The organism is Falsihalocynthiibacter sp. S25ZX9 (assembly GCF_041205405.1).
In the GTDB taxonomy this organism is placed as follows: Bacteria; Pseudomonadota; Alphaproteobacteria; order Rhodobacterales; family Rhodobacteraceae; genus Falsihalocynthiibacter; species Falsihalocynthiibacter arcticus.
The window spans coordinates 84,075-110,165 of the sequence record NZ_JBGFCD010000010.1 but is presented as its reverse complement, the minus strand read 5'-3'; the positions used below and the strand labels follow the sequence as shown (position 1 = coordinate 110,165).

The 26,091-nt window shown below is 54.6% G+C and carries 25 protein-coding genes and 1 tRNA gene; 17 read left to right on the top strand and 9 right to left on the bottom strand.

The window, feature by feature from the left end:
* Positions 1-28: 28 nt before the first annotated feature.
* Both AB9F29_RS12760 and AB9F29_RS12755 read left to right on the top strand, forming a co-directional pair.
* A complete protein-coding gene (locus tag AB9F29_RS12760) occupies positions 29-2,326 on the top strand; it encodes a xanthine dehydrogenase family protein molybdopterin-binding subunit (protein WP_369755941.1) in 2,298 nt (765 codons plus the stop codon).
* Complete coding sequence (locus AB9F29_RS12755; protein WP_369755940.1) at positions 2,310-3,383, top strand: DUF2235 domain-containing protein; 1,074 nt, start codon at positions 2,310-2,312, stop codon at positions 3,381-3,383. Before AB9F29_RS12760 ends, AB9F29_RS12755 begins: the two co-directional genes overlap by 17 nt.
* Before the next feature lie 2 nt (positions 3,384-3,385).
* On the opposite strand, the gene metF is transcribed toward AB9F29_RS12755, so the two are convergent.
* Positions 3,386-4,261, bottom strand: a complete 876-nt coding sequence (gene metF / locus AB9F29_RS12750; RefSeq protein WP_369755939.1) for a methylenetetrahydrofolate reductase [NAD(P)H] — start codon at positions 4,259-4,261, stop codon at positions 3,386-3,388.
* Between the two features lie 94 nt (positions 4,262-4,355).
* Here metF and AB9F29_RS12745 point away from each other — a divergent pair, with 94 nt between their 5' ends.
* Positions 4,356-5,273 carry a LysR family transcriptional regulator gene (locus AB9F29_RS12745; protein WP_039004631.1) on the top strand — a complete coding sequence of 306 codons (918 nt, stop codon included), beginning with the start codon at positions 4,356-4,358 and terminating at the stop codon, positions 5,271-5,273.
* 74 nt (positions 5,274-5,347) lie between these two features.
* Positions 5,348-6,133, top strand: a complete 786-nt coding sequence (locus AB9F29_RS12740; RefSeq protein WP_039004632.1) for an inositol monophosphatase family protein — start codon at positions 5,348-5,350, stop codon at positions 6,131-6,133.
* A gap of 88 nt (positions 6,134-6,221) precedes the next feature.
* On the opposite strand, the gene AB9F29_RS12735 is transcribed toward AB9F29_RS12740, so the two are convergent.
* Both AB9F29_RS12735 and putA read right to left on the bottom strand, forming a co-directional pair.
* Positions 6,222-6,968: a rhomboid family intramembrane serine protease gene (locus AB9F29_RS12735; protein WP_369755938.1), complete on the bottom strand. Its 747-nt coding sequence runs from the start codon at positions 6,966-6,968 to the stop codon at positions 6,222-6,224.
* A gap of 37 nt (positions 6,969-7,005) precedes the next feature.
* Entirely contained in the window at positions 7,006-10,413 is a 3,408-nt protein-coding gene (putA, locus tag AB9F29_RS12730; RefSeq protein WP_369755937.1) for a bifunctional proline dehydrogenase/L-glutamate gamma-semialdehyde dehydrogenase PutA, read from the bottom strand.
* Positions 10,414-10,523: 110 nt separating this feature from the next.
* Between putA and AB9F29_RS12725 the strand changes: the two genes are divergently transcribed.
* Together AB9F29_RS12725 and AB9F29_RS12720 are read left to right on the top strand one after the other, a co-directional pair.
* Complete coding sequence (locus AB9F29_RS12725) at positions 10,524-11,015, top strand: Lrp/AsnC ligand binding domain-containing protein (RefSeq protein WP_082802245.1); 492 nt, start codon at positions 10,524-10,526, stop codon at positions 11,013-11,015.
* Positions 11,016-11,089: 74 nt separating this feature from the next.
* Positions 11,090-11,175: transfer RNA gene (locus AB9F29_RS12720), tRNA-Leu, on the top strand.
* 14 nt (positions 11,176-11,189) lie between these two features.
* Here AB9F29_RS12720 and AB9F29_RS12715 read toward each other — a convergent pair.
* Positions 11,190-11,846, bottom strand: coding sequence for an ImuA family protein (locus tag AB9F29_RS12715; protein WP_369755936.1), 657 nt, complete (start codon positions 11,844-11,846; stop codon positions 11,190-11,192).
* Positions 11,847-11,947: 101 nt separating this feature from the next.
* Here AB9F29_RS12715 and AB9F29_RS12710 point away from each other — a divergent pair, with 101 nt between their 5' ends.
* Genes AB9F29_RS12710 through AB9F29_RS12700 form a run of 3 tightly spaced genes read left to right on the top strand, consistent with a single transcriptional unit; the run spans position 11,948 to position 14,478 of the window.
* Positions 11,948-12,997 carry an aldo/keto reductase gene (locus tag AB9F29_RS12710; protein WP_369755935.1) on the top strand — a complete coding sequence of 350 codons (1,050 nt, stop codon included), beginning with the start codon at positions 11,948-11,950 and terminating at the stop codon, positions 12,995-12,997.
* Positions 12,998-13,540, top strand: coding sequence for a 3-hydroxyacyl-CoA dehydrogenase NAD-binding domain-containing protein (locus tag AB9F29_RS12705; RefSeq protein ID WP_369755934.1), 543 nt, complete (start codon positions 12,998-13,000; stop codon positions 13,538-13,540). It begins immediately after the preceding gene.
* A 29-nt stretch (positions 13,541-13,569) separates the two neighbouring features.
* Positions 13,570-14,478, top strand: coding sequence for an EamA/RhaT family transporter (locus AB9F29_RS12700; RefSeq protein WP_369755933.1), 909 nt, complete (start codon positions 13,570-13,572; stop codon positions 14,476-14,478).
* Here the strand turns inward: AB9F29_RS12700 and AB9F29_RS12695 are convergent.
* Together AB9F29_RS12695 and AB9F29_RS12690 are read right to left on the bottom strand one after the other, a co-directional pair.
* Positions 14,475-15,149, bottom strand: coding sequence for a DNA mismatch repair protein MutT (locus tag AB9F29_RS12695; protein WP_369755932.1), 675 nt, complete (start codon positions 15,147-15,149; stop codon positions 14,475-14,477). The two genes, AB9F29_RS12700 and AB9F29_RS12695, sit on opposite strands and share 4 nt — an antisense overlap.
* A gap of 8 nt (positions 15,150-15,157) precedes the next feature.
* Positions 15,158-15,565, bottom strand: a complete 408-nt coding sequence (locus AB9F29_RS12690; RefSeq protein WP_369755931.1) for a DUF983 domain-containing protein — start codon at positions 15,563-15,565, stop codon at positions 15,158-15,160.
* Between the two features lie 195 nt (positions 15,566-15,760).
* Here AB9F29_RS12690 and AB9F29_RS12685 point away from each other — a divergent pair, with 195 nt between their 5' ends.
* The 4 genes from AB9F29_RS12685 (at position 15,761) to AB9F29_RS12670 (ending at position 17,787) form a co-directional block, all read left to right on the top strand.
* Positions 15,761-16,255, top strand: a complete 495-nt coding sequence (locus AB9F29_RS12685) for an EF-hand domain-containing protein (protein ID WP_039004644.1) — start codon at positions 15,761-15,763, stop codon at positions 16,253-16,255.
* Between the two features lie 85 nt (positions 16,256-16,340).
* Entirely contained in the window at positions 16,341-16,925 is a 585-nt protein-coding gene (locus AB9F29_RS12680; RefSeq protein WP_369755930.1) for an RNA polymerase sigma factor, read from the top strand.
* Positions 16,918-17,280 (top strand): hypothetical protein, encoded by a 363-nt coding sequence (locus tag AB9F29_RS12675; RefSeq protein WP_369755929.1) that lies wholly within the window; start codon positions 16,918-16,920, stop codon positions 17,278-17,280. Before AB9F29_RS12680 ends, AB9F29_RS12675 begins: the two co-directional genes overlap by 8 nt.
* 3 nt (positions 17,281-17,283) lie before the next feature.
* Positions 17,284-17,787 (top strand): periplasmic heavy metal sensor, encoded by a 504-nt coding sequence (locus AB9F29_RS12670; protein ID WP_335584712.1) that lies wholly within the window; start codon positions 17,284-17,286, stop codon positions 17,785-17,787.
* On the opposite strand, the gene AB9F29_RS12665 is transcribed toward AB9F29_RS12670, so the two are convergent.
* The gene (locus AB9F29_RS12665; protein ID WP_369755928.1) at positions 17,788-19,164 is read right to left on the bottom strand and encodes a diguanylate cyclase; all 1,377 of its coding nucleotides are present in this window, start codon (positions 19,162-19,164) and stop codon (positions 17,788-17,790) included.
* Between the two features lie 89 nt (positions 19,165-19,253).
* Here AB9F29_RS12665 and AB9F29_RS12660 point away from each other — a divergent pair, with 89 nt between their 5' ends.
* Entirely contained in the window at positions 19,254-19,532 is a 279-nt protein-coding gene (locus AB9F29_RS12660; protein WP_082802246.1) for a DUF3572 domain-containing protein, read from the top strand.
* Between the two features lie 58 nt (positions 19,533-19,590).
* Here the strand turns inward: AB9F29_RS12660 and AB9F29_RS12655 are convergent, their stop codons facing one another.
* The gene (locus tag AB9F29_RS12655) at positions 19,591-22,773 is read right to left on the bottom strand and encodes a reductive dehalogenase (RefSeq protein ID WP_369755927.1); all 3,183 of its coding nucleotides are present in this window, start codon (positions 22,771-22,773) and stop codon (positions 19,591-19,593) included.
* Between the two features lie 9 nt (positions 22,774-22,782).
* On the bottom strand, positions 22,783-23,238 hold the full coding sequence (locus AB9F29_RS12650; protein WP_369755926.1) for a MarR family winged helix-turn-helix transcriptional regulator: 456 nt from the start codon (positions 23,236-23,238) through the stop codon (positions 22,783-22,785).
* A gap of 141 nt (positions 23,239-23,379) precedes the next feature.
* Between AB9F29_RS12650 and AB9F29_RS12645 the strand changes: the two genes are divergently transcribed.
* The 3 genes from AB9F29_RS12645 to AB9F29_RS12635 all read left to right on the top strand — a co-directional run bounded on the left by AB9F29_RS12645 (position 23,380) and on the right by AB9F29_RS12635 (position 25,841).
* Positions 23,380-24,108 carry an HAD family hydrolase gene (locus tag AB9F29_RS12645; RefSeq protein ID WP_369755925.1) on the top strand — a complete coding sequence of 243 codons (729 nt, stop codon included), beginning with the start codon at positions 23,380-23,382 and terminating at the stop codon, positions 24,106-24,108.
* Positions 24,109-24,224: 116 nt separating this feature from the next.
* Positions 24,225-24,824, top strand: coding sequence for a heme NO-binding domain-containing protein (locus AB9F29_RS12640; protein WP_369755924.1), 600 nt, complete (start codon positions 24,225-24,227; stop codon positions 24,822-24,824).
* A gap of 15 nt (positions 24,825-24,839) precedes the next feature.
* Positions 24,840-25,841 (top strand): diguanylate cyclase domain-containing protein, encoded by a 1,002-nt coding sequence (locus AB9F29_RS12635; RefSeq protein WP_335584717.1) that lies wholly within the window; start codon positions 24,840-24,842, stop codon positions 25,839-25,841.
* The last annotated feature ends 250 nt before the right edge of the window (positions 25,842-26,091 follow it).

The window sequence follows — 26,091 nt, the reverse complement described above, 5'->3', positions numbered from 1 at the left end:
AAAGATACCCAAAACGCGTGGAGGCACTATGGAAAAGTTTGGAAAAAGTCAGTCTGTGTTACGAACCGAAGATGTTCGGTTTCTAACGGGGCAGGGACGCTATGTGGACGATATCGTTCCGGCGAATGCTCTTTACGGATATGTGTTCCGCTCGTCGGTGGCCCACGCGGACATCGTGAATTTGGATGTGAGTGAGGCCTTGGAGGCGGAGGGCGTTCACGCGGTTTTAACTGCCGCCGATCTAGATGCAATGGGCATGAATATAGGCATGAAGGGCGCGACCGTGAAAAATCGCGACGGCTCCAAAGGGGCCGCGCCCCTGCGGCCGATTTTGGCTAAGGGTCGTGTACGGTTTGTCGGCGAGGCCATCGCCTTCATCGTCGCCGATACGCTGGCCTTGGCCCGCGACGCCGCTGAACTGATCGAATTTGACTATACCGATCTTCCCGTCTCCGCAGACCCCATCCCAAGTGACGCGCTCATCCACCCCGAAGCTCCTGATAACATTGCCTTTGATTGGTCGATGGGCGATGAGGCCGCCACCCAAGCCGCGTTTGACGCCGCCGCGCATCACATCACAGCCAAGGTGGTCGATAACCGCATTATCGTCAATTCAATGGAGCCGCGCGGCGCGTATGCCGAGTGGGACGGCACCCGTTTGCACGTCGCCATCAATGCACAGGGCGTCTGGGAGCACAAAGATCAAATCGCGCACGCCTTCAAGATGGACCCCGAAGATATCCGCATCACCAACCCCGACGTCGGCGGTGGTTTTGGCATGAAAGCCATGGCCTATCCGGAAAACTTTCTGGTCGCCGCCGCTGCCAAATCCTTGGGCCGTGTCGTGCGCTGGATGGGCGACCGTTCCGAAAGCATGTTGTCGGATAACGCTGGCCGCGACTTGATCTCGACCTGCGAATTGGCCTTCGACGAAAACCACAAAATCCAAGCCTATCGCGTCACCACGGTCAACAACCTCGGTGCCTATAATTCGCAATTCGGACAGCCCATTCAAACCGAGCTTTTTTCCAAGGTTTTGATGGGCACATACGATTGCACCACCACATTCCACGCCGTGAAGGGCATCTATACCAACACCACCCAAACCGACGCCTATCGCGGCGCGGGCCGCCCCGAAGCCATCTTCGCGCTAGAACGTACAATGGACCAAGCCGCCCGCGAATTGGGCGTCGATCCATGGGAATTGCGCCGCAAAAACTTCATCCCCAAAGACGCCTTCCCCTACACAAGCGCCACGGGCGAACTCTATGACGTAGGCGATTTTGACCGCGTCCTCACGCGGGTAGAAACCGAATGTGACGTGGCAGGTTTCGCAGATCGTCGCGCCAAAAGCGAAGCCAGCGGCAAGTTGCGCGGCCTTGGCCTGTGTTTCTACATCGAAAGCATCCTTGGCGACCCTTCCGAGGCGGTAAAAGTTGAGTTCGTTGAGGACGGCACCGCCAAAATCTATGTCGGCACCCAAAGCAACGGCCAAGGCCACGAAACCGTCTACGCCACCTTCCTGTCCGATCAATCGGGCATCCCGATGGAGCTTATCGAAGTGGTTCAAGGCGACAGCGACCGCATCGCCAAGGGCGGCGGCACGGGCGGTTCGCGCTCGGTCACAGTACAAACCCACGTGACCCTCGCGGCCGTGGCCAAAATCGTGGCGCAATTCACCCCCTATTTGGCCGAGAAAATGGGCGTCGACGCTGCGCAAATCTCCTTTGACGATAACCAGTTCCGCGCCGACGCCTCCAACCTTGCCCCGACCATGCTTGAGGTGGCCGAGATGGCGCGGGTCGACGGTCGCACTGATTTACTGACGTTCGAAGCCCGCGCCGAAATACCGGGGCGCTCGTATCCAAACGGCGCCCATGTCGCCGAGGTCGAGATCGATCCTGAAACCGGCAAAACAAGCGTGGTGCGTTATACGGTGACCGATGATTTCGGCAATCTCATCAGCCCGATGTTGGTCGCAGGCCAAGTTCACGGCGGCGTGGCCCAAGGGCTGGGTCAAGTGATCTCGGAACATGTCGTTTACGACGCCGAAGGCCAACTCCTGAGTGCGAGTTTCATGGATTACGGCATGCCCCGCGCCGATGATATGCCCTTCGTGGACTTCACCACCGAGCCAACCCCCTCCACGGCCAACCCCATGGGCATGAAGGGCTGCGGCGAGGCGGGCACCGTCGGAAGCATGGCTGCCGTCGCCAATGCGGTGCAGGACGCACTGCATGCACGTGGTGTAAAACAGGCCGATATGCCCTTCACTCCGTCGCGCGTTTGGGCCCTCCTGCAGGAGGCTCATGACAAGGCTGCGTGATCACTTACTGCGTTGGCTTCGCCTCAAAAAGGAGGTCGAGCAACCGCCGTTAACGCCGCATCGCGGTGCTCAAAATCATGTGATTATCCTTGATGGAACGCTCTCTAGCCTCGACGATGGGCGGCGCTCCAACGCCGGTCTGTTCTATAAACTTCTGTGCAGCCTTCCTGCTCGAGATCGCCCAAATCTGCGGTATGAATCTGGTATCCAATGGCCCGATTGGCGCAGCACACGGGACGTCATCGAAGGGCGCGGCATCAATCGCCAAATCCGCCGGACTTATGGTTTTTTAGCCAGCCGCTATCACACCGAGGATCGCATCTACCTGTTTGGATATTCACGCGGCGCGTTTACCGTGCGCTCCTTGGCGGGGATGATCGAACAAGTCGGCTTGCTCAAACCGCACCACGCCACCGAACGCAACATTCGCCAAGCCTATCGCCTGTATCAAGGCCCCGCCGACACCGATGCAATCCACGCCTTTCGCGCAGCATTTTGCCACCCGCGTATCGAGATCGAAATGGTCGGCGTTTGGGAAACGGTCAAAGCGCTCGGCCTGCCAATTCCCTTCCTCTGGCGCCTCACCGATCACCGTCACGCCTTTCACAGCCCCCACCTTGGAACCTCCGTGCGCAATGGGTTTCAGGCGCTGGCGCTTGACGAAACGCGCCAGACCTTTGCGCCCGTCATGTGGGAAAGTTCGCCCTCGTGGACAGGTCATGTGGAGCAAATGTGGTTTCGCGGACACCATGCCGATATCGGTGGGCAATTGGGCGGGTTTGAGGCTGCCCGACCGCTCTCCAACATTCCCCTCGTCTGGATGTTAGAGCAAGCCGAGGCGCTCGGCCTTACGCTCCCAAACGGATGGCGCGCGCAATACCCCTGCGATGTAACCGCGCCTTCGGTCACAACGCAGTACCGCTGGGGGCCGATGTTTGTGTCCCGTTGGAAACGCAAAGTCGGACGCGATCCCTCCGAGAGCATTCACCCGTCGGTTCCCCGCGATCACCCGCAAAAATCTTCGCTTGAGCGGCTACAAAGCGAACCCGTCAGCTAAAGTTATGCGACGTTTTGCAAGACTTTCGACGGTGTAATTCCCAGCGCATGACACACATCACGCGTGCGTTCTGGACGGTTGAGCGTATAGAAATGCAAGTCCTCAACACCGCCCTCAAGCAGGTCCGAACACAGTTCCGTACACAGGCTCGTCGCCAAAAGTTCGCTCCGATCATCGCGCTCCGCCTTCTCAAACGCTTCCGCAACCCAAGTCGGAACCGAGGTGCCACAGCGCGCAGCAAAACGTTGTGCGCCTTTCCAGCTTTGGATCGGCAAAATGCCCGGAATGATAGGCGCATCAATACCCTCTTTTACACAGGCATCGCGGAAGCGAAAAAACGTATCCGCTTCAAAAAAGAACTGGGTGATCGCCGAATGCGCCCCTGCATCAATCTTGCGCTTAAGCCAGTCAACATCGGCCTGCGATGACGGCGAATCGGGGTGCGGCTCAGGATAGGCGCCAACGCGCAGCTTGAATTTCCCTGTATCTGCGAGGGCTTCGATCAACTCACAGGCATCCGCAAACCCGTCTGGATGGGCCGTAAACGACTCGGCTCCCTTGGGCGCATCGCCGCGCAGCGCTACAATTTCCGTCACACCAGCGTCGGAATAAGATTGCGCAATCTGCATGGTTTCTTCGCGGGTTGCGTCCACACAGGTAAGGTGCGCCGCAACATTCAGGCCGTAATTTTTGTGGATCGTGGCGACCGCTTCATGGGTCAAGTCACGTGTCGTGCCCCCCGCGCCATAAGTCACCGATGAAAAGCTGGGCTCAAGAGGGGCCAAGGCGCGCACCGTATCCCAAAGCCGAAAAGAGGCCTCCAAGGATTGCGGTGGGAAAAACTCGAAAGAAATGCGCGGCGTCTGTGTCGTTGTCATTTTGTATCCATCCTTTTGGCTTGAACCCTTGTCTCACATCTCGCAATGTGAGACAAATTCATAATTCTCAAGATTAATATGAGGCTCATGCATAATGCATCTGGAATTCCGGCACCTGCGAACGATCAAAGCCATTCATGAGGCTGGCGGTTTGGCCCGCGCGGCTGACCTCCTCAATACCACACAATCGGCGCTTTCGCACCAAGTAAAGGGGCTTGAGGATCAGGCGGGGGTGGAGCTTTTCATTCGCCGCACCAAACCGATGAAGCTCTCCCCCGCGGGCATGAAACTCCTGCGGTTGGCCGAGAAGGTCCTCCCCGAAGTTGCCGCCCTTGAGGCCGAGTTTGCGGGGCTTATTTCCGGCAAGTCTGGCCGCTTGCATATCGCAATTGAATGCCACGCCTGTTTTGAGTGGCTGTTTCCCGTGCTTGAGGAATTCCGCAAAGCTTGGCCCGATGTCGATGTCGATATCCGCCCTGGATTGGCCTTTGATGCCCTGCCTGCCTTGCAAAAGGAGGGCGTTGATCTGGTCGTCTCTTCGGACCCCGAAACGCTGGAAGGCATTCAATTCTCACCTCTTTTTGACTATGAGCCTGTGTTTGTCGCCGCCGCAAGCCACCCGCTGGCCAAAAAAGAATTCATCGAACCCGAGGATTTGCGCGGCGAGACCCTCATAACCTATCCCGTCGATCGTACCCGTCTGGATGTGTTCACCGAGTTCCTCACACCCGCCAAAATCGAACCCGCCGCCATTCGTCAGGTCGAACTGACGGCCGTCATCCTTTTGCTCGTCGCCTCTAATCGCGGGGTGGCCGTGTTGCCCGATTGGGTCGTGCGCGAAGTGCGCTACAACTCCGATTATGTCACGCGCCCGTTAGGCAAAAAGGGGGCCACAAAACGCCTCTATGCCGCCGTGCGCACCGACGACATCCAAAAACCTTTTATGGCGCATTTTATTCGTTTGGCGCGCACCGAACCCGTGAAGCTCCAACGCTTAAGGGCGACTGTTTAATCTAATAGCGCCTTTTGGCTTGGCAAATCGGCTGTCGCCGCGTATATGCGCGATCTTATCAATGGAGTACCCTCATGATCGGCAGTGCGAATCTTAATATCATGGTGAAAGCCGCCCGTCGGGCTGGTCGCAGCCTGGCAAAAGACTTCCGCGAAGTAGAAAACCTTCAGGTTTCGGTAAAGGGTGCGGGCGACTTCGTCTCCAAAGCCGATATTACCGCCGAAGAAATTCTCAAAGAAGACTTGATGGAAGCGCGCCCGACCTACGGTTGGTTGGCCGAAGAGAGTGCCGAAATCCCCGGAACTGACCCAACACGCCGCTGGATTGTCGACCCGCTTGATGGCACCACAAACTTCCTCCACGGCTTGCCGCATTGGGCCGTTTCGGTTGCATTGGAGCACAAAGGCGAAATCGTTGCGGGCGTGGTTTTTGACCCCTGCAAGGACGAAACCTTCTTTGCCGAAAAAGGCCAAGGCGCTTGGATGAACGAAGGCCGCATTCGCGCCTCCGGTCGCACCCATATGATCGAAACAATTTACGCCACGGGTCTGCCTTTTGCGGGTCGCGGCGATTTGCCAGACACGCTTCAAGACCTCGCGCGCATCCTTCCCGCCTGTGCTGGCGTACGCCGTTGGGGGGCTGCTTCCCTCGATCTCGCTTATGTGGCCGCTGGCCGCTATGACGGCTTCTGGGAGCGTCGCCTCAAGCCGTGGGACATGGCCGCTGGCCTCGTGCTCGCGCGCGAAGCGGGTGCTCTCGTGGAACCTCTCGCCAAGGGCGACAACATTATTGAAAGCGGCTCGGTCATCTGTGCCAACGAGCCGATGTTCGAACGCTTTGCAAAGGTCATTCGCGGCTAAAACGGGCTTCAAAAAGGTTTAAAAACTTTAAAAAATTCCATCTGCGGTGTTTAAAAAGTTTAAAAAAGGGGGCCTTCCGGTTCCCTTTTTATTTGCGCCGTCGCACGCTGGGAATCGAACTCCGCGACACGGGGTATTTCGCTTCGGGATTGGGGGCGTGACCATGGGTGCGCCTCCAAAATCCGGTGCCGCCTTGGCTGAGCCAAAACGGGATCATCATAAGCGCCCCCGCAACGAAACCCCCCGAATGCGCCCAATAGGCAACGCCACTGCTAGCGGCGGTCATAATCGCGCTATTAACGGCCTGAATCCCAAACCAAACCCCCAAAACAATCCACGCGGGCAGCGCGAAAATCCTGAAAAACACGAGGAAAAAGAAGAATACATCCACCTTGGCGCGCGGGAATAACAGTAAATATCCGCCCATCACTGCGGCAATCGCCCCCGAGGCGCCGATCATCGGTGTGAGGGAATTCGGGTCCGAAATCGCATGCCCAAATCCGGCGGCGACCCCGCCAATAAGGTAAAAAGCAAGGAAGCCAATATGCCCGAGTTGGTCTTCGAGGTTGTCGCCAAAAATGTATAAAAACAACATGTTACCTGCAAGGTGCATAATGCCACCATGCAGGAACATTGCCGTCAAAGGCGTATAAAGCCCCTCACCATTCATAACCCACTGTGGCACCAACGCCCATTGGGCGAGGAACGGATTTATCTCGGATGGGACGCCCAATTTCATGTAGTAGCTGACGAAAATTGCGACATTCAGAAAAATGAGCGCATGGGTCACATACGGTTTGCGGGTCGATGGGTTGTGGTCGCGAATAGGAAGCATTTGGGTAGCTTGCCTATTCGCGAGTTTTGGTCAAGCGCTAGAGGCCTCCCTCTGCCAAAAGGGCCGCATTTCCGCCCGCCGCTGTGGTGTCAACGCACAGATGACGTTCATGCAAAGCATGCGCGATGTCAGGATGCGAGGTGATGAACGGCAGGATCGGCCCTTCACGCTCCGAAAGCGCTTGTACATAAGCACGCGCTTCTGGATCGCTGTGATCTCCCCAATAGATTGCGCCAGAAATCCCTTCTAAATCAGTGAGTTGCTGAGGCGCGAGACGTCCAACAATCGCCGCACCCCCAAGCGCCTGAACGGCGGCTGCTTGGGCATTTTGCGCCGCGACGCTTGGTCCAAGGCACAAAAGGGGCGCTCTGGGAGAGGTCCAAAGGGTGTTTGCTTCGCCCGTTGGTCCCGGAAGAAGACGTTCCGGCAGCGGGAAGATTTCGCCTGTGCCATAGGGGGTCGGCTCGTCGACATAGGGCTCTCTGGGCTCTTGGTCGTCGGGTGCATTTGGCCGCGTAAATCGCGCAAGATAATAGGGCCCGCCCGCCTTTGGGCCTGTGCCGGACAATCCTTCCCCACCAAAGGGTTGGCTTCCAACGATAGCCCCAATCTGGTTGCGATTCACATAGAGGTTGCCGACGTTGAGCGTGGCTTTGACGACTTCAACGCGGGCATCAATCCGGCTGTGAAGACCGAAGGTAAGCCCGTATCCACTGGCGTTCACATCGGCCAAAACACGTTCAAAGTCTTCGCTGTTGAACGTGGTGTAATGCAAGACGGGGCCAAAAACTTCGCGCGGCATGTCCTTCAAGCCACCGGGCGTTTTAAGCAGAGTTGGCCCGACGAAATGACCGTTTTCAGGGCGTGCAAGTTCCTTCATAACGCGGCCATTTGTACGGGCTTCGTCGATGTAGTCTTGAATGCTCTTGCGCGCTACCTCACTGATAACAGGGCCAATATCGGTTGAAATATCAGCAGGGTCGCCGATATTCAACAAGTCCATTGCCCCCGCGATCATGGTTTCAAATTCCTGTGCGACGTCCGATTGCACATAGACGCAGCGCAGTGCAGAACAGCGTTGACCCGCGGATTGAAACGCGCTCGCGATCACATCCGAAACGGCCTGTTCCATAAGGGCCGTGCTGTCGACGATCATCGCGTTTATGCCGCCCGTCTCGGCAACCAAGGGCGCGCCGGTCGAGAGATTGTTGGCAATATTCTTGCGGATTCTGTGGGCTGTTCCCGTTGACCCCGTAAAGCAAACGCCATCGACGCGCGGATCGGAAGTTAGGGCTTGGCCAACGGTCGCGCCAGTGCCGGGTAGGAGTTGTAGCGCGCTCTTTGGTACGCCCGCTTTGTGAAACAGCGAGACCGCCAAAGCCGCAATCAGTGGTGTGCTTTCGGCGGGTTTGGCCAGTACGGCATTCCCCGTCGAGAGCGCTGCCACGATTTGGCCCGTAAAGATCGCCAGCGGGAAATTCCAAGGGGAAACACAGGCGAAAATCCCAACAGCCGGTTGTGGGCTGGCTTGGGCTTGAACGGCATAGTACCGAATGAAATCAACGGCTTCACGCAGTTCAGCAAGGCAGTCGGGGAGCGTTTTTCCGGCCTCGCGTGCGAGGATCGCAAAGACCTGTCCGACTTCTTCCTCAAAGAGATCCGCTGCACGATTGAGCACAAGAATGCGCTCGGGGTGCAATGCCTCCCAAGGTTTTGCTTGCGCGAATGCATCCTCAATTTGTTCAGGGGAGGCGTGGTGTACCGTTCCGACGATGTCCGAAAAATCGTTGGGATTCTGCACGTCCTCGCCAGTGGTGAGATCGGTGGCATTTGTGGGGGCGGCGGTGAAGCTTGACTTCATAAAGGGCGCGCGTGCCGCGAGGGTTTTTGCAAGATCGGGCGGGTAGTCGAAATCAATGCCCGCAGAATTGCGTCTTTCGGGCTGAAAGAGCGCGTCGCCCGTTGGGAGGGTGCTGGTGGTTTCGAGGGAAAACGGGTCTGCTGCGACTTCGCTTGCAGGCACAGAACTGTCAACGATTTGGTTGACGAAGGAACTGTTTGCACCGTTCTCAAGAAGGCGGCGCACCAGATAGGCCAGCAGGTCTTTGTGGGTGCCGACGGGGGCGTAAATCCGACAGGCATCGCCATAGGTTTCGCGGACTCTTTCGTGGACGGATTCACCCATGCCATGCAGGCGCTGAAACTCGTACCGCGCGCCTTTGGGGGCGATGGTGCGAATGGCGACAATCGTATGTGCGTTGTGGGTTGCGAATTGTGGAAAGATCGTGTCGCCCGCTGCGAAAAGGCGGCGCGCACAAGCGATGTAGGAGATATCGGTCGCGGGTTTTGTTGTGAAAACGGCGTAGCCTGTGAGGCCAAGCTCTTGAGCGTGTTTGATCTCGGTGTCCCAATAGGCACCTTTGACGAGGCGGACCATGATCGGGCGGTTATGGGTATTCGAGAGGGCTGCGAGCCAATCGATGACATAGCTTGCCCGCTGCCCATAGGCTTGAACGACAAAGCCAAAGCCCGTCCAATCGCCGAGGTCGGGATCGGAGATCAGGGCCTCAGTGATATCGAGTAGAATGTCGAGGCGCGCGGCCTCTTCGGCGTCGATATTAAAGCCCATGTTGCGCTCTTTTGCCATGAGCACCAGCTCTTTGACGCGGGGCAGGAGAATTTCCATAACCTTGGCTTTTTGCGCGGGTTCATAGCGCGCATAGAGGGCCGAAAGTTTGACCGATATGCCAGCCCCAGCTTGTGGGGATTCCTGGTGTCCGATGGTGCGAATGGCGGTAGCGTAGTCTTCGAAATGCTTAAGGGCGTCGTCCTCAGTAAGGGCCGCCTCGCCGAGCATGTCGAAAGAATAGCTGTAGCCTTTGGCCATCATGCCAGAGCCACGCTTGAGGGCGCCTTCGATGGTTTCCCCCAGTACGAATTGCCGCGCCATTTCCTGGACTGCGCGTTTAACTGCGGAACGGATCACGGGTTCGCCCAGACGCTTAACTGCGCTGCGCAACACACCGCCGATGCCGGGAGTGTTGGTTTCAAGAACGCGCCCTGTGAAAAGCAGTGCCCATGTCGAGGCGTTCACGAGGGACGACGCCGCTTGGCCAAGGTGTTTGCCCCAATCGGACGGCGCGATTTTGTCTTCAATCAGCGCGTCCATGGTTGGCGCGTCAGGGACACGTAGCAGGGCTTCAGCGAGGCACATCAGCGCCACACCTTCTTCGGTGGAAAGACCATATTCCGAAAGGAAGTTCTCGATAATGCTCGGCTTGGAGCCTTCGCGGATGGCCACAACGAGGGCTGCGGCTTCTTCACTGATTTGCGCGCGCACCGATGCGTCAAGGTCGGCGATGTCCCGAAGACGGGAAATGGCTTGTTCTTGATCCATATAAGTGGCTTGAGTGATTTGTGAGCGAAGGTCTGAGATTGTTTCCATATAGAAGCCTTTCTTCTAGACTTGAGGTGACTGACAATTTCCTTGGTGTAGCTGAGAAAATAAGGTACTTTTTCCTGTAATTCGAGATTTAATAGGCTAGGAGACTTATTTTGGCGGTAATTTTAGGCGATCTGGATAGTTTTGACTCGTTGATCCTTCGGCTCTTGTCGCGCAACGGTCGCTTGAGCGTGACAGACTTGGCGCGAGAGATCGGTTTATCCAAGACCCCGACGCAGGTGCGTCTTAAACGCCTTGAGGTCGAGGGCTATATTACGGGCTATCAGGCGATCATTGATCCTATTCGACTTGGGCGCGATCACGTGGCGTTTGTCGAGGTGCGCCTGACGGATACGCGTGAATCTGCGCTGAAGATGTTCAACTTGGCTGCCCAGAAAGTGTCTGAAATTGAAGAATGCCACATGCTTGCGAGTCAGTTCGACTATCTCTTGAAGGTACGGACCCAAAACATGCAGGACTTTCGAAAAGTTTTGGGCGAGGATATTTCGGCACTCCCCTTTGTTGCCCACACCAGCACCCATGTTGCCATGGAAACGGTGAAAGAGGGCGGGCAATGGAGCAGCGAAATTAACGCGGTTTTTTGATCCCGATTTTTTGCCGAATTTCGTCTGTGTGGCCTTTACCTTTTTCCCCCAATCGCTATGGTCGCCACACCTTGGCCTGCGTGGTGGAATGGTAGACACAAGAGACTTAAAATCTCTGGGCCGAAAGGCCGTGCCGGTTCGAGCCCGGCCGCGGGTACCAAGGTGATTTTCTCTTTACTTAACGGCCTTGGCTTGGGCGCGCTGCTCTGGGTTTTGTGTGGAGTCCGCTTTGAGAAGAGCACGGGTAAGGTGAAAACGCTCCTGATCTCGGGTGATGTGCCACGCTTTTGGCGCGAGGGAGCGGGAGCGGCGCCGTTCTAGGTGCCATGCCGGAGCGTCGGCCTTATAATCCTGCGCCATATGCCAGCGCGTTTCGCATCCCTGCGCCCCGCCATCTGCTGGCGTTAGCAAAAGGGCAATCGGCCTCTCGCGGCCTTCCCGCGTACCGGTTTCCGCCGCAAGATGCAGGCGACGCACCGAGGTAAGGCTGGGAAATCCCGGAATATCGGCGACCACAAGCGGCACGATCCCCGCCCGCAGAACTTCTTCCACACTCCAAAGCAAATCCTCGGCCCGATTTGGCGTCACGAAAATCAGGCGTGACGGATCAATGAACCGACAGACGCCATCGGGATTGAGCTGGTCGGGGATCCAGCCGGGATGAATCCAGAAAACCGGCCCCTGTGTTTCTTGAGCGACCATCAAGGCAAGGCTGTGACGGGCGTTTCCACAGAACTCATGGGCGCGGGAGGGCGCCAGAGTGAGTTCCTTTAGAAAAGTGATGTCGCGACTCGGACTCGGCCGCGCGCGGGTGATAAGGGGGCTGGACATGGTCCAAAAGTAACACGTTCCCACTTTGTTCTCAATCTATTTTCCCCTTGCCATAGGCGCGTCTACCCCTAAGTTGGCGGCACTATAAAAAGGATCGGGTTATGAAAAAAATCAAATTGGGCCGCAGCTCTCTCGAAGTCACACAACTTTGTTTGGGAACAATGACTTGGGGAAGCCGAAACACCGAAGCCGAAGGGCATGCTCAGATTGATTTCGCTGCCGAACGCGGCATCAACTTCATGGACACCGCCGAGATGTATCCGGTGACGCCAGTTGCGAAAGAGACCGTCGGCAACACAGAGACCATCGTTGGAAACTGGATTGCCAAGAACCAAGCGCGCCGCGCCGATTGGGTGATCGCGACGAAAGTCAGCGGGTTTAACGAACGGTTTGTGCGCGAAGGGCAGCCCCTTACGGGCGAAACAATGCGCGCCGCGCTCGAAGGCTCTCTTGCGCGCCTCAAAACCGATTACATCGACCTTTATCAAATCCATTGGCCCAATCGCGGGTCCTATCACTTCCGCCAGTATTGGGAATTTGACCCGTCTTCTCAGGATCGCGCGAAAACCATGGATCACATGGCCGACATCCTCCAGACGTTGGCCGCCCTTCAGAAAGAAGGCAAAATCCGCGAGTTTGGGCTTTCAAACGAAAGTGCATGGGGCACGTCCCAGTGGTTGCGCCTTGCCGACGAGCTTGGCGCACCGCGCGTCCAAACCGTGCAAAACGAATACTCCTTGCTGTGCCGTGTGTTTGATACCGATTTTTCAGAGCTTTCCTGTAACGAGGACGTCACCTTGCTGGCTTACTCCCCGTTGGCCGCGAGCCTTTTGACCGGTAAATATGAAGGTGGAACAGTATTCCCTGAGCGGTCGCGCCGCACGCTTGAGGAGACACTTGGCGGACGCGTGACCCCGCGCGTATGGCCCGCCATTGATGCGTATCATGCGATTGCAAAAAAGCATGGGATCGACCCTGTACAAATGGCGATTGCATGGACAATGACACGCCCCTTCCTGACGTCGCCAATCTTCGGCGCAACCTCGGTTGAACAATTGGAAAACTCGCTTAAAGCGGATTCGCTTACCTTAAGCGCAGAGGTACTGGCCGACATCAATCAGGCTTACCGCAGCCATCCGATGCCGTATTAGATGAGTCGCGACGAGGAAAAAACCGTAGCCATAATTGGCTGCGGGACCGTGGGGCGGAATTGGGCGTTGCTCTTTCTGCGGGCGGGGTGGCGCGTTCGGGTTTTTGATCCCGATCCGCTGGCGGAAGAAAAAATGCGTCGTCTTTTTCAGCAGGCCCAAGCGGAGATTTTAGCGTTTGAGAAGGTTCAAGATACAGCGCTAAGCTTCCACAAGGGGCTCTCTGAGGTCGTACAAGGGGCTGTCTGGATTCAAGAATCTGCGCCTGACAGATTAGACTTAAAACGCCAGATATATCACATCGTTCAGGCGCATTCGCAGCCCAGTGCCTTGATTGCGTCGTCCTCCGAGACGCTGACTTCGGCCGATATTCAAGCCAGTGCAACTCGCGCAAAATACATGCTGGTTATTCGTCCTTTGAGCGCGGGATTTACGACCGAGAAAGTGGGTGTTCTGGAAGGCCCATTAAGTCCGCTAGAGCTACTTGCTCAACTCTCTGAGTTTTTAAAAACGCTTGGCTTGGACCCTCGAATCATTCTCGCTTAAAGCGCCAATTATTCCTAAAGGAATTGCCCGTGGAACTTTGGATTCCCATCACGATTGCTGCTGCATTTGCACAGAACTTGCGGTTCATGTTGCAAAAGCACCTCAAGTCAACCCAGCTTTCCACCGGAGGGGCGACCTTCGCGCGGTTTCTTTATTCCGCGCCATTGGTGGCGCTTTTGCTTGCGGCCTACCTGCATTTTAGTGGGACACCCATTCCGCAAGTGAATGCGCGATTTTGGGTCATGGCTCTGTCTGGTGGACTCGCGCAAATCTTGGCAACAATGTGTGTGGTTGCATTGTTTTCCCACCGTAGTTTTGCCGTCGGTATTACCTTCAAGAAAACCGAAGTCCTGCAAACGGCACTGTTGAGTTTTGTCGTCCTTGGCGAAAAAATTTCAGCTTGGGGCTTGGGGGCAATTTTGGTTGGCTTTGTAGGAGTCGTACTTCTTGCCGACAATCGGGGAATGGGCGCAACTGGCTGGAAAGCAAGGCTTTTCAATCGGGCAGCGGGGCTTGGATTGTTGTCTGGCGTCCTCTTTGCGATTTCGGCAACGGGGTATAGGGGCGCGTCATTGTCGCTTGGGCTGGACGTGCCGTTTTTTGCGCGGGCGTGCTTTACTTTGGCGATTGTGACGACCAGCCAAACGGTTGCGATGGGGATTTGGCTTTTGATGCGGGAACGTGGAGAAATGACACGTGTGGTTGCCAGCTGGCGGGTTGCGGGCCTTGTTGGAGTCACATCTATGATCGGATCACTGGGGTGGTTCACAGCTTTTACGCTGCAAAACGCGGCCTATGTGAAGGCTTTGGGGCAGGTCGAGTTACTGTTTAGCTTCCTTGCAAGCACGCTGTTTTTTCACGAAAAGACGACCGAGCGGGAACGCATCGCAATGCTCTTCCTGACAGGATCTATCTTGCTTCTTGTGGTTTTTGCCTAGGAGTTGAGTCGCAGGAACAGGTTTTCTTCGTCGTTATTCTTGAAAAAGGGCACCGATTTTGGCGGTAATCCGTCGCGTAGAACTTGGGAAACTTCGGCGAGGACAACTTCGGTAATAAAGGGAAGATCAAGCTCCTTAGCGTTGGGAATTGCAATCCAATGCAGATGGGAAAGCTCGTCCGAAGCTGCCGAAAAATCGCTTGGATCGCCATGAACATGATGTGCGTCGACGAGGAAAAAGCGTGCGTCAAATCTGCGGGGGCGTCCGGGGGGCGTAATGGCGCGAAAAACAAAGGACAGACCTTCCGCGGAGGGGAGAAAACCGCGCGCAGCAAAATCTGTCCAATCAGGAGGAATATCGCTAGCCCATTGGCCTTCACGACCAAGGATCAGTCCGGTTTCTTCCCAAAGTTCCCGGATTCCAGCGACTAAAAGAGCGTGGGATAGGTTGCGAGGACTGCCTTCTTGCAAGCGCTCCAAGCATTTCCCACCAACCGTGGCGCACAAAGGAATGTCGTGATCGCCTTGGTCAACCGCGCCCCCGGGGAACACGTATTTATTGGGCATGAACGCCGCTTTTGCGCCGCGCTGCCCCATAAGAACATGCGGAACGCCGTTGATGTCGCGGTGTAAAATCGTTGTTGCCGCGTTGCGAAGGGCTGATTTATCCAAATTACCTCCTAGGAGGCGGACTTACGCACCGGTGGGACTATTCCAAATCCGTGCATCCGCTTTGCCCATTGTAGCGCCACAAATGCGCCCTTGAATCTAGGCAGAAGATAGAGCGAAAGCCCGACACAGCCAACCGTAAAAGCCGTCGCTAAGAGAAGGGGATCGGGCTGATAGCGCACAAAAACCATCAAGAGTGTTGGGGCCATAAGGTGCCCGACCACGAGGATCGTGAGATAGGCTGGGCCGTCGTCTGCGCGTTGATGATGCAATTCCTCACTGCAAACCGAACAATGTGGGCGCACTTTAAGGTAGCTCACAAGCATAGGGCCGGACCCGCAGTTAGGGCAGCGGCGGCGCCATCCACGTTTTAAGGCTTGTTTAAGGGGGCGTTCAGTTTGGGTTTGGGGCATGCTCATCACTTGATCCTATTCGTCGCGTAAACTTAGGTAACGGCGAAAGCCCTTTTTTCACAGGGGTAAATTGGAATTGCGTCGGGATGTCGCAAATTTTTCGCCTAATTGCGACGGAAAGCTTTGGGTGGCGCGTTTATTACTCAGAACATAGGCAGAAAGCACTGCTTGTGAGGTTTGAACTACAAAGGATAAATAAAGATGAAACGCACTACATTGATCGCAGGTTTGACAGCAGTTTCTATCGGCGCAGCCGCGTTGAGCACGGGGGCCTTCGCGGATGAAAAAGGCGGCAAGGGACGCCATAATGGCCCGCGCTTTAACTTCGAAGAAGTTGATTTGAACTCCGATGGTAAAATCACGGCCGAAGAAATGCAGGCCCATCAAGCAGCACGTTTCGCCGCTGTGGACACAAATGGTGACGGAAAACTTTCCGTAGAAGAGCTAAGCAGCCATTCTGAAGAAGGCCGGATGGAACGTGCTGAAAAGCGTCTCGAGAAGATGATGGAAAGAATGGATACGGATGCTGATGGCGCATTGAGTGCGATCGAAATGGCGCCAAAAGATGCGGATAAAATGTTTGAACGTCTCGACACGGACGGAGATGGTGCCGTGAGCAAAGAAGAGATGGATGCCCGCAAAGGCGGCCATGGCAAAAAAGGTGGCCATGGTAAAAAAGACAAAAGCTCAAATTAGGGCGCGTTAAGACTGTCCGAAGGGTTACGGTCCTTCGGACGACCAATCAGTTGCCAGATGATTTGAAACGAGTTACGCCCTGAGAATGTCCATGCCGCTAGATGCTCTTTCAGATGTTGCCGATGACGCCCTTTTGGTGCTGTTCGCCAACGGTGATCGGGGAGCGGCGCAGGCTTTGACGTTGCGATTGACGCCCCGTGCGTTGGGATTTGCCGCACGTATGCTTGGGGATCGGGCGGAAGCCGAAGATGTGACACAAGAAGCCATGCTGCGCCTGTGGAAAATTGCTCCAGATTGGCGGCAGGGCGAGGCGCAAGTCTCAACGTGGCTGTATCGCGTCGTTCGAAATTTATGTACGGACCGATTGCGTAAAAAACGCGGTGTGGGGCTAGATGAAATCGCTGAACCACTGGATGACTCTCCATCTGCGGTTGAGGTTATGCTAAATGAGGGTCGGGCCGCCGCGCTGAGACAAGCGCTTGCTGCCCTGCCTGAGCGGCAACGTGAAGCCGTTATTTTACGGCACATTGATGGGCTTTCAAACCCAGAGATTGCGGAAATACTTGAAATTACCACCGAGGCCGTCGAAAGTTTGACGGCACGGGGCAAACGTTCGCTTACGGCCATGTTGGCGGGAAAACGCAACGAGTTGGGATATACAGATGAGTGATCATAGAACCGATCCGTTCGACCTTGATAGCTTTTTTGAGGCCGAGAAAAAGGATACGTCAGAGCCGTCCGCAGAATTTTTGGCGAACGTTTTGGCGGATGCGACTCTTGTGCAAAATCAGCTTGGTTCAGCAAACAAGGCACCAAAGACATCTGTTGGTTTTTGGCGAACACTCAATGTGGTTCTTGGCGGTTGGCCAACGTTTGCAGGACTGGCAACGGCGACCATCGCGGGTGTTTGGATCGGGGTTAGCCCTCCGCAAGGCCTTGATACTTTGACCGATTCAGTCTTGGGCAACAGTTTTGATTATTCGGACTACCTCCCTAGCTTTGACAGCGTTTTGACGGAAGGATAGATCATGATCAAAAATCCGCCCCCCTCCCAAACCTCCCGCTTGACGCGTGGAATTCTTATCGGCTCACTGGCGCTTAATTTTCTAATTATTGGTGGCGCAATTGGGTTTATTCTCACGGCAGACAAGCATCGCCAGCCTTTGCCCTCCTCCTTTTCGGTCGGTGCCTTTACGCAAGCATTAGAGGACGTTCAACGCCAAAAAATCAGGGAAAACCTCAAAGAAAACATGGAGGTGCGGCGTAAAAATGACTGGCGGGAAAGCCGGAGGGCGTTTGCCGCATTTTTAGCGTCTTTGCAGCAGGAACCGTTCGAGCGCGCAAAGGTTGTAGATGCTTTGAATGCGATGGAAATGCAGAGCAAAACGCGGCGCATGGAGGGTACAAATGCGTACTTAGATGCCCTTGAAACGATGACCCCGCAAGAACGTTCTACCTATGTCGAAAGGTTGGAACGGGAAGTAAAGAAACATCGCTCCAGACCTAAAAAAACCTCCCCCGAGCAGAAGTAATCAAGCTGCGCTTAAATTAACCGTCACCTGATTGCGCCCGTCGGACTTTGCCGTAAACAAGGCACGATCAGCTCGGGCAAGGAGTTCAGTCAAGTTGTGACTTTTTCCATCCCCCATTGCGACGCCAATGCTTAAAGTTACGCTCAATGATTTTGGGACGGCCCCGATTGTGATTTCAGTCTGTTCCACGGCATGTCGCAAGCGTTCGGCGGCAATCCGCGCCACACTTAAGGACGTGTCGGGCATTGCGATCAGGAACTCCTCGCCTCCAATACGAGCCAAAAGATCAACACCTCGTAAATTTTCACGTATGCGTTTTGCAACTTCGATGAGGACCTCGTCGCCCGCGGCATGGCCAAAGCTATCGTTTACGCTTTTAAAGCGGTCCAAATCTAGGATCATGACTGCGAAGCTTCGTTTCGTTTGGTAGGCGCGCTCAACGATATGTCCCAAATGGGGAAGGGCATAGCGGCGGTTATAAAGGCCCGTAAGGGGATCGATCACCGCCATCCGCAAGCCATCCTGAACGGTTTCGCGCAGGCGGTCCGACTGTCGTTTGCGTTTGATTTGGGTTTTGACCCTCAAGGCAAGTTCTTCGGGGTCGAAATCATCACTGATCAGGTCGCTCGCTCCCAGATCAAGCGCTACAACTGCTTGCGAGTGGGAAGGTTGTTTTAACACCATTAAAACAGGGGTATAGCGCGTTTCCGTTCGACTCTTGAGTTCGGACAAAAGTCGCAGTCCTTCGTCAGGATGATCAAGGTCGCCTGCGATGATAAACATGTCCGGCATTGGACCATTATAGAGCGACTGTAAAGCTTCGTTCCGCGAGAGAATAGTGATCCGGTCACTGACTTTGGACTCTAGCAGGGAGCGCCATCGAAGGGCGGTTTCTTTGTGCGCCGCAATTAGAGCAACGTTTCCGGGCATTTCAAAACCCGCCTGTGCTTCTGCAAAACCCAACTCTCTGCAAGTTGACGCACGCAAGCGCAATTCATCCGCCGTACCACAAGCACGGAGTAAACTGCGGACTCGCGCCAAGAGGGTGAGTTCGTCGAGAGGCTTAAAGAGAATGTCGTCTGCCCCTGCTTTGAGGGCGCGTAATTTGGAGGTCGTATCTGACGATGAGGTGATCATAATGACCGGAATATGTTCCGTGATCGGGTCCGCTCGCAGCGCTTCACATACTGAGATTCCGTCCATTTCGGGCATTTGCGCGTCGAGGATGATCAGGTCCGGATGCTCAGAACGCGCCGCTTCAAGTGCTTGTTGGCCGCTGGCCGCTTGGATCACGTCATAAAATGCCGAAGATAGTTTTACCTTCAGGACAATTCTATTTGTCGCAACGTTGTCCGCTATAAGGATCCGTCCGGCCATGTTTCCTCACAGATTTAACTCAAATTACTGTTGAATGTCCTATTCTTTGTTTAGATTGGTTAAAAATTCCTTTCCGAAAGAGATAAAAGATGGACGAGAAATCAGCGCATACAGTTGCAATCCAAACACTTGGCTGGCTCGCGAGTGAAGATGACCTTTGGGATGTGTTTCTTGGGTCCTCAGGGGCGAACATTGAAAGCATCAAAACAAGCGCCCAAGATCCCATATTTTTGGGCTCGGTTTTAGACTTTCTCATGATGGATGATGCATGGGTCATGCGCGCCTGCGGGGCGCTTTCAATGCCAAATGAAACCCTGATGCAAGCGCGCCAAGCGCTTCCTGGTGGTCGGGATAGGAGTTGGACTTAATCGTTTGTTTATATGCGGATAGGAAGTGGTTTCCTATCCGTTTCTAGGCAGGCATGGATCAAAGATCAATTTCGATAACGCCGTTTTCGATTGCGGCTCGAGATTGGCAAAGGATGATACTGCTCGATTTCTCGGCCTTTGAGAGCACAAAATCTCTGTGCTCGACTTCGCCCGAAATGACGCCGCATTTACACACGCCACAGAGGCCGTCGGAGCATTTTATGTCCACGTGAATGCCCGCAGCGAGCAAAATATCCGATGCGCTGCTTTCCGCCGATACAGGGAGTTCACGACCGTCTTTGAGCCGAAGTGTGAAGGGAGTGTTAACGTAATCGGGCGTTTCAGGGACGGCAAAATACTCAAGATGGCGCGTGTCTTCGGGGAATCCGTTAACTTCTGCCGCGTCTATAACGCTGGCCATATATGCCTCGGGGCCGCATGTGTAGACATGGGCCCCCTCCATGAATGCCAGAACCTTGCTCAAATCCGCACGGGTTCCTTCGTCGGAGAAGTGAAAATGGACGTTTTTTGTCCAAGGATAGCCCGCGAGGTCTGCAATAAAGCCAGCATTGGTGCGCGATGAGCAGCTGTAATGAAGCGCGAATTTTTGACCAATCGCGTGTAGGCGGTGGGCCATGGCGATCATCGGAGTGACCCCAATTCCGCCGCCCATAAGATAGCTCATTGGCGCGTCTTCTGTCAGGGGGAAATGGTTGATGGGTTTGGAAACAAAGACACGGCGTCCTTGCGTGAAAATGCGGTGCATCAGTTTTGAGCCACCTCGCCCGTTGTCCTCACGCAGCACTGCGATTTGATATTTTGAACGGTCTGCGGGATCGCCTGAAAGGGAATATTGCCGAAAGAATTCCGGCGCGACAACGACATCGATATGCCCACCAGCCGTGGCTGCAGGAAGGGGATGTCCATCGGGATCTGAGAACTCGTATTTGGTGACCAGATCACCCATTTTCTCGACCTTGGAGACCACCAATTGCATAACAGGCGTGTCACCGTGATCGGCGCTGTAAATATGTTCTGTTGGCAGGCCCGCCGCGCGGCGTTTTTTATGCTCCTCAGCGGAAATCATGTTTTCATAGGCCGAGATGCCCGCTTCGCGATCCATCGGGAACGGCCAAGCATAGGGCGGCGGCGCCAGAGGAGCCGGATAGACGGCCAAGGTTTGGTCCGCGAATTTAAGATCGAGGTTCTTTTGTAACGGGCGGATACTCACGGGGTTCAGTGGAGCGCGATAGGCCGCGTCGTCGCGCATCTCAAGGTCCCACCACCATTTCTTGCCCGCGACGACTTCGCCGTTTCCAACCAAATCATCCAGCTTTGCGAGGGCTTTTGCGGTTGCCGGGAAATTCATCGCTGCCCAGCGAAACGGAGCCTCGCCGAAGAGGCCTTCGAGGTTCCAGGGGCAGGTTTTCATACAACGCCCGCACATCGCGCCATTCTCGTTGGTAACACGATATGTAGTGCATTTTTGGCTGTCGCTTTTCCATATTTCATAGCCGTTGAACATGGCCTTCGGGCCTGCCGTGATGGCGCCAGACGGACATTCGCGGGCGCATTTATTGCAGGCCTCACAGAATTTTTGCAGCCCGAAATCGATCGGTTTGTCGTGGGCCATCGGCATATCCGTCGTGACGATGCCGGATTTTAGGCGCGGACCTAGGAAGGGATTTAGGATGACTTCGCCGATGCGGGAAACTTCGCCGAGGCCAGATAGAAGGAGGAGCGGCGGGTGCAGGACCTCGTCGTCCATGACGGAATGCACGCGCGCGGTATACCCAAGCCGCCTTAGATGCCCAGCGAGCACGCCGCCAAGCAATGAAAACCGTAGGTAAGCCCGCATGCTTTGGGCGCAGGCGATCCAATCATCACCCGTCGCGCCCTCCATAGTCTCGTGGCCCTGATCGACGATCATAGAGATCGCGTTTTTATGGTAAGGCGTGATCGGCGTACCCGTCACATCATGGCTGTAATAGGCAAAGTCAGGGCAAGCGGAAAGGCCCACAGCGTCGACGCCAAGGAAGTACAGCGCGGCTTTAATATTGGCGGCGTTTTGGACGGGATCAAGGGTTGACTGATCGCGTTCCGGCGCTGCTTCGCCATCTTGAAGCAGCAAAAACGCGCCAAGGGACGGTCGAAACGCGAAGGCAGACGCAGATTTGCGCACGTAATTGCCGTTTTTTGCGGCCTCTTGGACCTTTTTTCCCATGTCGCCAAACAGGGCGCGGACAAAAAGATTGGCGCGTTTTGGAACGCGGGCAACATTTGGCGTGTCGATATAGGTTGTTGGATTATCCACCCGTTTGAGGGTTTCGAAGGGGTGCGGACCCATGGCAAAATCACGTTTTCTGTAGGGATCGCGGCGAGAGGCCGATTGGGCATGGCGACCCAATCCCGTGGTGTAACTCGCGGGGGCCTTTGCGGAGGCTGCAAGGGGCAGGTCGCCGGCCAGCTCTAAAGTTGTGGTAACAACAGCAAGCGCGAAATCTTTGCCGAGGAAGGGATTGTTGCCGTCCTTGTCAATAAGCCCCGCACAAAGCGCGAGGTGGCGCAAATGGACGTCCGTTGCGGCTTCGGTATGTGCGCGGGCGTCATGGCCCAAACTGCGAATGTAGCTCGCAAGGGTGACAGCGGTTTCCGCCGCACGTAAGCAGCTGCGTTGCGCTTCAGCGCCTTGAATCCAATCAGTGCCTTGCTCGCCTTTATGTGGTGCGCGTGGCAGGGCATAGAGGAACACAAGCGCGTGGGTGTGGTGGGTGCATTCTGCGGGAGGGACGCGCAATGACTCGCGCAGACCGGCCATGATAACATCGACACCTGCGGCCATACTCTTGGGTTGCATCGTTTCAATTTTGGCAGTCAGGCGGGCAACATCTGGATTTTTGATCGGCGTGTTCAACCAAGCACCCTTAGGAATTGCACAGGCGGACACCATCTCTGAATCACAAAAGTATCCGAAGGATTTTAGGTGGCTGGAGCGCTCGGACGGGGCACTTGGAATTTCGGCAATCTCTTTTTTGACCATCCCTTCGCGGGTGGCGTCCAGCATCGCTTGATAGTCTTGCATCGCGGAAATGATTGAGTGTTTCGGAGCATCGACAAAAGACAAACCCGTTTGCGGCGCAAGACGGCTTGCATCGATTGTCCGCGCGTCTCGTGCCAGTTTTTCCATAGGGAACCCCCCAAGATGGAACGGGCGGTTGGCATAAGAAAAAGGTTTGCTCATTGGGAAGCCTTATAGATTCGGGAGGGGGGAACCCTCGCCAGACTGAAGTTTAAGTAACAGACTGCGCAGAGCTTCCTGCTCCATCCCAGACAGTTTAGCTTCAAAGTGCGCGGCGTTTTTGCGCGCAGATTGTGTCGCCTTTTCTAGGCGTGTACGTCCAAGTTTGGTGGCCTGAACCGAGGCGCGGCGACCATCTGACTGCTCTTCATGGCGCTCAACAAGACCATCGCGCGCCATTTTGGTAAGGGCGCGCGAGGTGGCCGTGCGATCAATCCCAACAAAATCAGCAATAGCCGAAGGGTTGCGCAGGGATTCGGTATGGACTGCAAGCAGAATGCACCACGAAATCCGCGTCAGGCCGAGGGATTTCAACTCAGTCTCAAAACCACGCTCCTGAAGGCGCGCCGTTTTGCTTAGTTGATACCCAATAGATGCGTGAAGAAGGTAAGGTTTTTCTGACAACATAGTTGACGATGTCAATTATGTTAAACTGTGTCAAGCGATGGTATTTCGAAGAAATGCAATGAGGCGGTTGTCATAGGACCAGAATGCCGCGACACTACGAGGCGGTAGGTCTTAAGTTTTAGACGCTCTTTGGGAGGAGATATGGCCGACATTAAAGGTATCCTATTCGATAAGGACGGGACTCTGTTCGATTTCCATACGTCCTGGGGACGATGGACCCTCCGATTTCTGGAGGAATTGGCCGCAGGAAACGCGGCAAAGCAGCGCGTTTTGGCGGATGCTCTAGGATTTGATATCGACAAATGCCGTTTTAAGGCAGAGTCACGCGTTATTGCGGGCACGCCAGACGATATCATCAGCGACCTACTTCCGCATCTGCCAGGGGCGAGCCGAGAAGGCCTCCTCCAATCGATAAATCATTCGACGGCAACGGCTGAAATGATCGAAGCCGCGCCATTGGGCCCTTTATTGCGAGGGTTATTGGCGCGTGGGCTCGTACTCGGGGTTGCGACGAATGATGCCGAAGTACCGGCTTTGGCCCATTTGCGGGCGGCAAAAATCGAAGAGCATTTTGAGTATGTCGTTGGATTTGATAGCGGTTATGGGGCAAAACCTGCGCCGGGCATGTGCCTTGGGTTCTGTCAAAAAACAGGGTTGGACCCGTCCAGCGTGGTCATGGTTGGCGACAGTCGGCACGACTTAAGCGCGGGCCGTGCGGCCGGAATGAAGACTGCTGCGGTACTGACTGGCGTCGCTACGGAAAGGGATCTTGCGCCTTTTGCAGACGTCGTAATGCCACATATCGGGCATTTACCTGCGTGGCTTGAAGCTCAAACCAAACAGGAGGAGCGTGTGTCGATCGCGAGTTGATTTCGCGACGACAGGGGTTCTGAAATCTTCTGAAAATTTTATCGGTTAGGGATAGTCTTGGCTGTTTCTTAAGAAGCGCCCCTTACGGTTGGACAACCAATCAAGGGGGGTGGCATATGCACGGATTGATCAACCGTTCTATTCAGTGTTTTACACGCGACATTTATGGACCTCAGGTCTGGAGCAATGTTATTGCGCGATCGGAATTTGAATCCGACAATTTTGAAACCATGCTTTCCTACACGGACGAAAGCACTTTTGTTCTGCTGGATAGTTTATCATCGGAATTGCGACGGAATCGCGAGGAAATTCTGGAAGATTTGGGAACTTATTTGGTTTCACACAAGAATGTCGAGGCGCTGAGAAGGCTATTGCGATTTGGCGGGACGACATTTCAAGAGTTTCTACACTCCCTCGATGATTTGCATGATCGCGCGCGATTGGCGGTATCGGATTTAGAGTTACCTCATCTTGAATTAAGAGAGCATGCTCCAGGAAAGTATAGTTTGAATTGCAGTTCGAATATGCAGGCATTTGGGCCGAATTTTGGCCACGTTATGGTTGGGCTTTTGCGCGCAATGGCCGATGATTATGGCTCCCTTGTCCTTTTGGAGCATCAAGGTGGCCAGCACGGTGTCGAAACCATATCGATCGATGTGCTTGAAAGCGCGTTTGCAGAAGGGCGCGCGTTCACTTTGGCAGATAGGGTTAGTTAGGTGAAAGATAAAACAATGAAACTTGATTTTGAACAATGCTCTCACCTTATGCCGATGCACGCGTTGATTTCACATACGGGGCATATTTTACACGTAGGTGACACGCTCGCTAAGCTTTTTTCCGAAGAAACGCTTGAGGGAAAACGGTTTTTAGAAGTGTTTGAGTTGGCACGACCGCGCGCAATCCGGACAATGGAAAAGTTTAGATGTCTGCTTGGTCAGAAGCTTTATCTGAGGGGGCGCGGTCACCGAAAAATCCAATTGGTGGGGTTGGCCGTCCCGGTCGAAGGAAGTGAAAATCTCCTCGTCAATCTATCGTTCGGTATCTCTGTTGTGGATGCGGTTCAAGCCTTTGAATTGACCAGCGCGGATTTCGCGGCAACCGATTTGGCCGTCGAAATGCTCTATCTCGTAGAGGCAAAGGGACTCGCAATGTCCGAGATCTCTGCATTGAACGAACGTTTACAGGGGGAGAAAAATGAAGCCGAAGAATTGGCTGCTACGGATACGCTTACTGGCTTAAAGAATAGGCGCGCCATGGACCACTATCTTGCGCGGTATTTAAAAAGTGGCAAGCCGTTTACGCTGATGAACATGGATCTGGATTTTTTTAAAGCTGTAAATGACAATATGGGCCATGCTGCCGGTGACCGGGTTCTCTTGCGTGTGGCTGAGGTTTTGAACGAAGAGACACGTGATGACGATGTTGTTGCCCGGGTTGGTGGCGATGAATTTGTCATTCTGTTTAAGGGGCTCGCGAGAGAGGAACGGTTGGAAGATATTGCCAATCGCCTTATTTCTCGATTGGAGGAACCCATTCCATACAAAGACCAAATGTGCGAAATTTCATGCAGCTTGGGCTCGACGATCTCGAGCAACTACGAAATGCCTAATGCTGAAGGCATGCTTAATGATGCCGATATTGCGCTCTACGCGTCTAAAAATAGAGGACGCGCTTGCCACACATTATTCGCAAACTTGGCATCAACGCGTTGTCTTATCGAGCAAAACAGGTAGATTTGAAGAAAGTTTCAATTCGGTGCCTTGTCCACGAGACTATGCACCGCGACTCGCTCCTACGAGTATTGTAAACACTGACTGCGCGTGACTACAATGCAAGCTGGCTACATTGGGCACGTGGAAACTGAACCCCAAAGCCTTTGCTGAGCGCCTGACTTCTTTATCGCCGCGCAGCAGTCGGTTGCCAAACCTGTGCTAGACGGCTTAAACTCGAGAGGCTCTGGCTAAAGCCGTAGGATTATTCAGT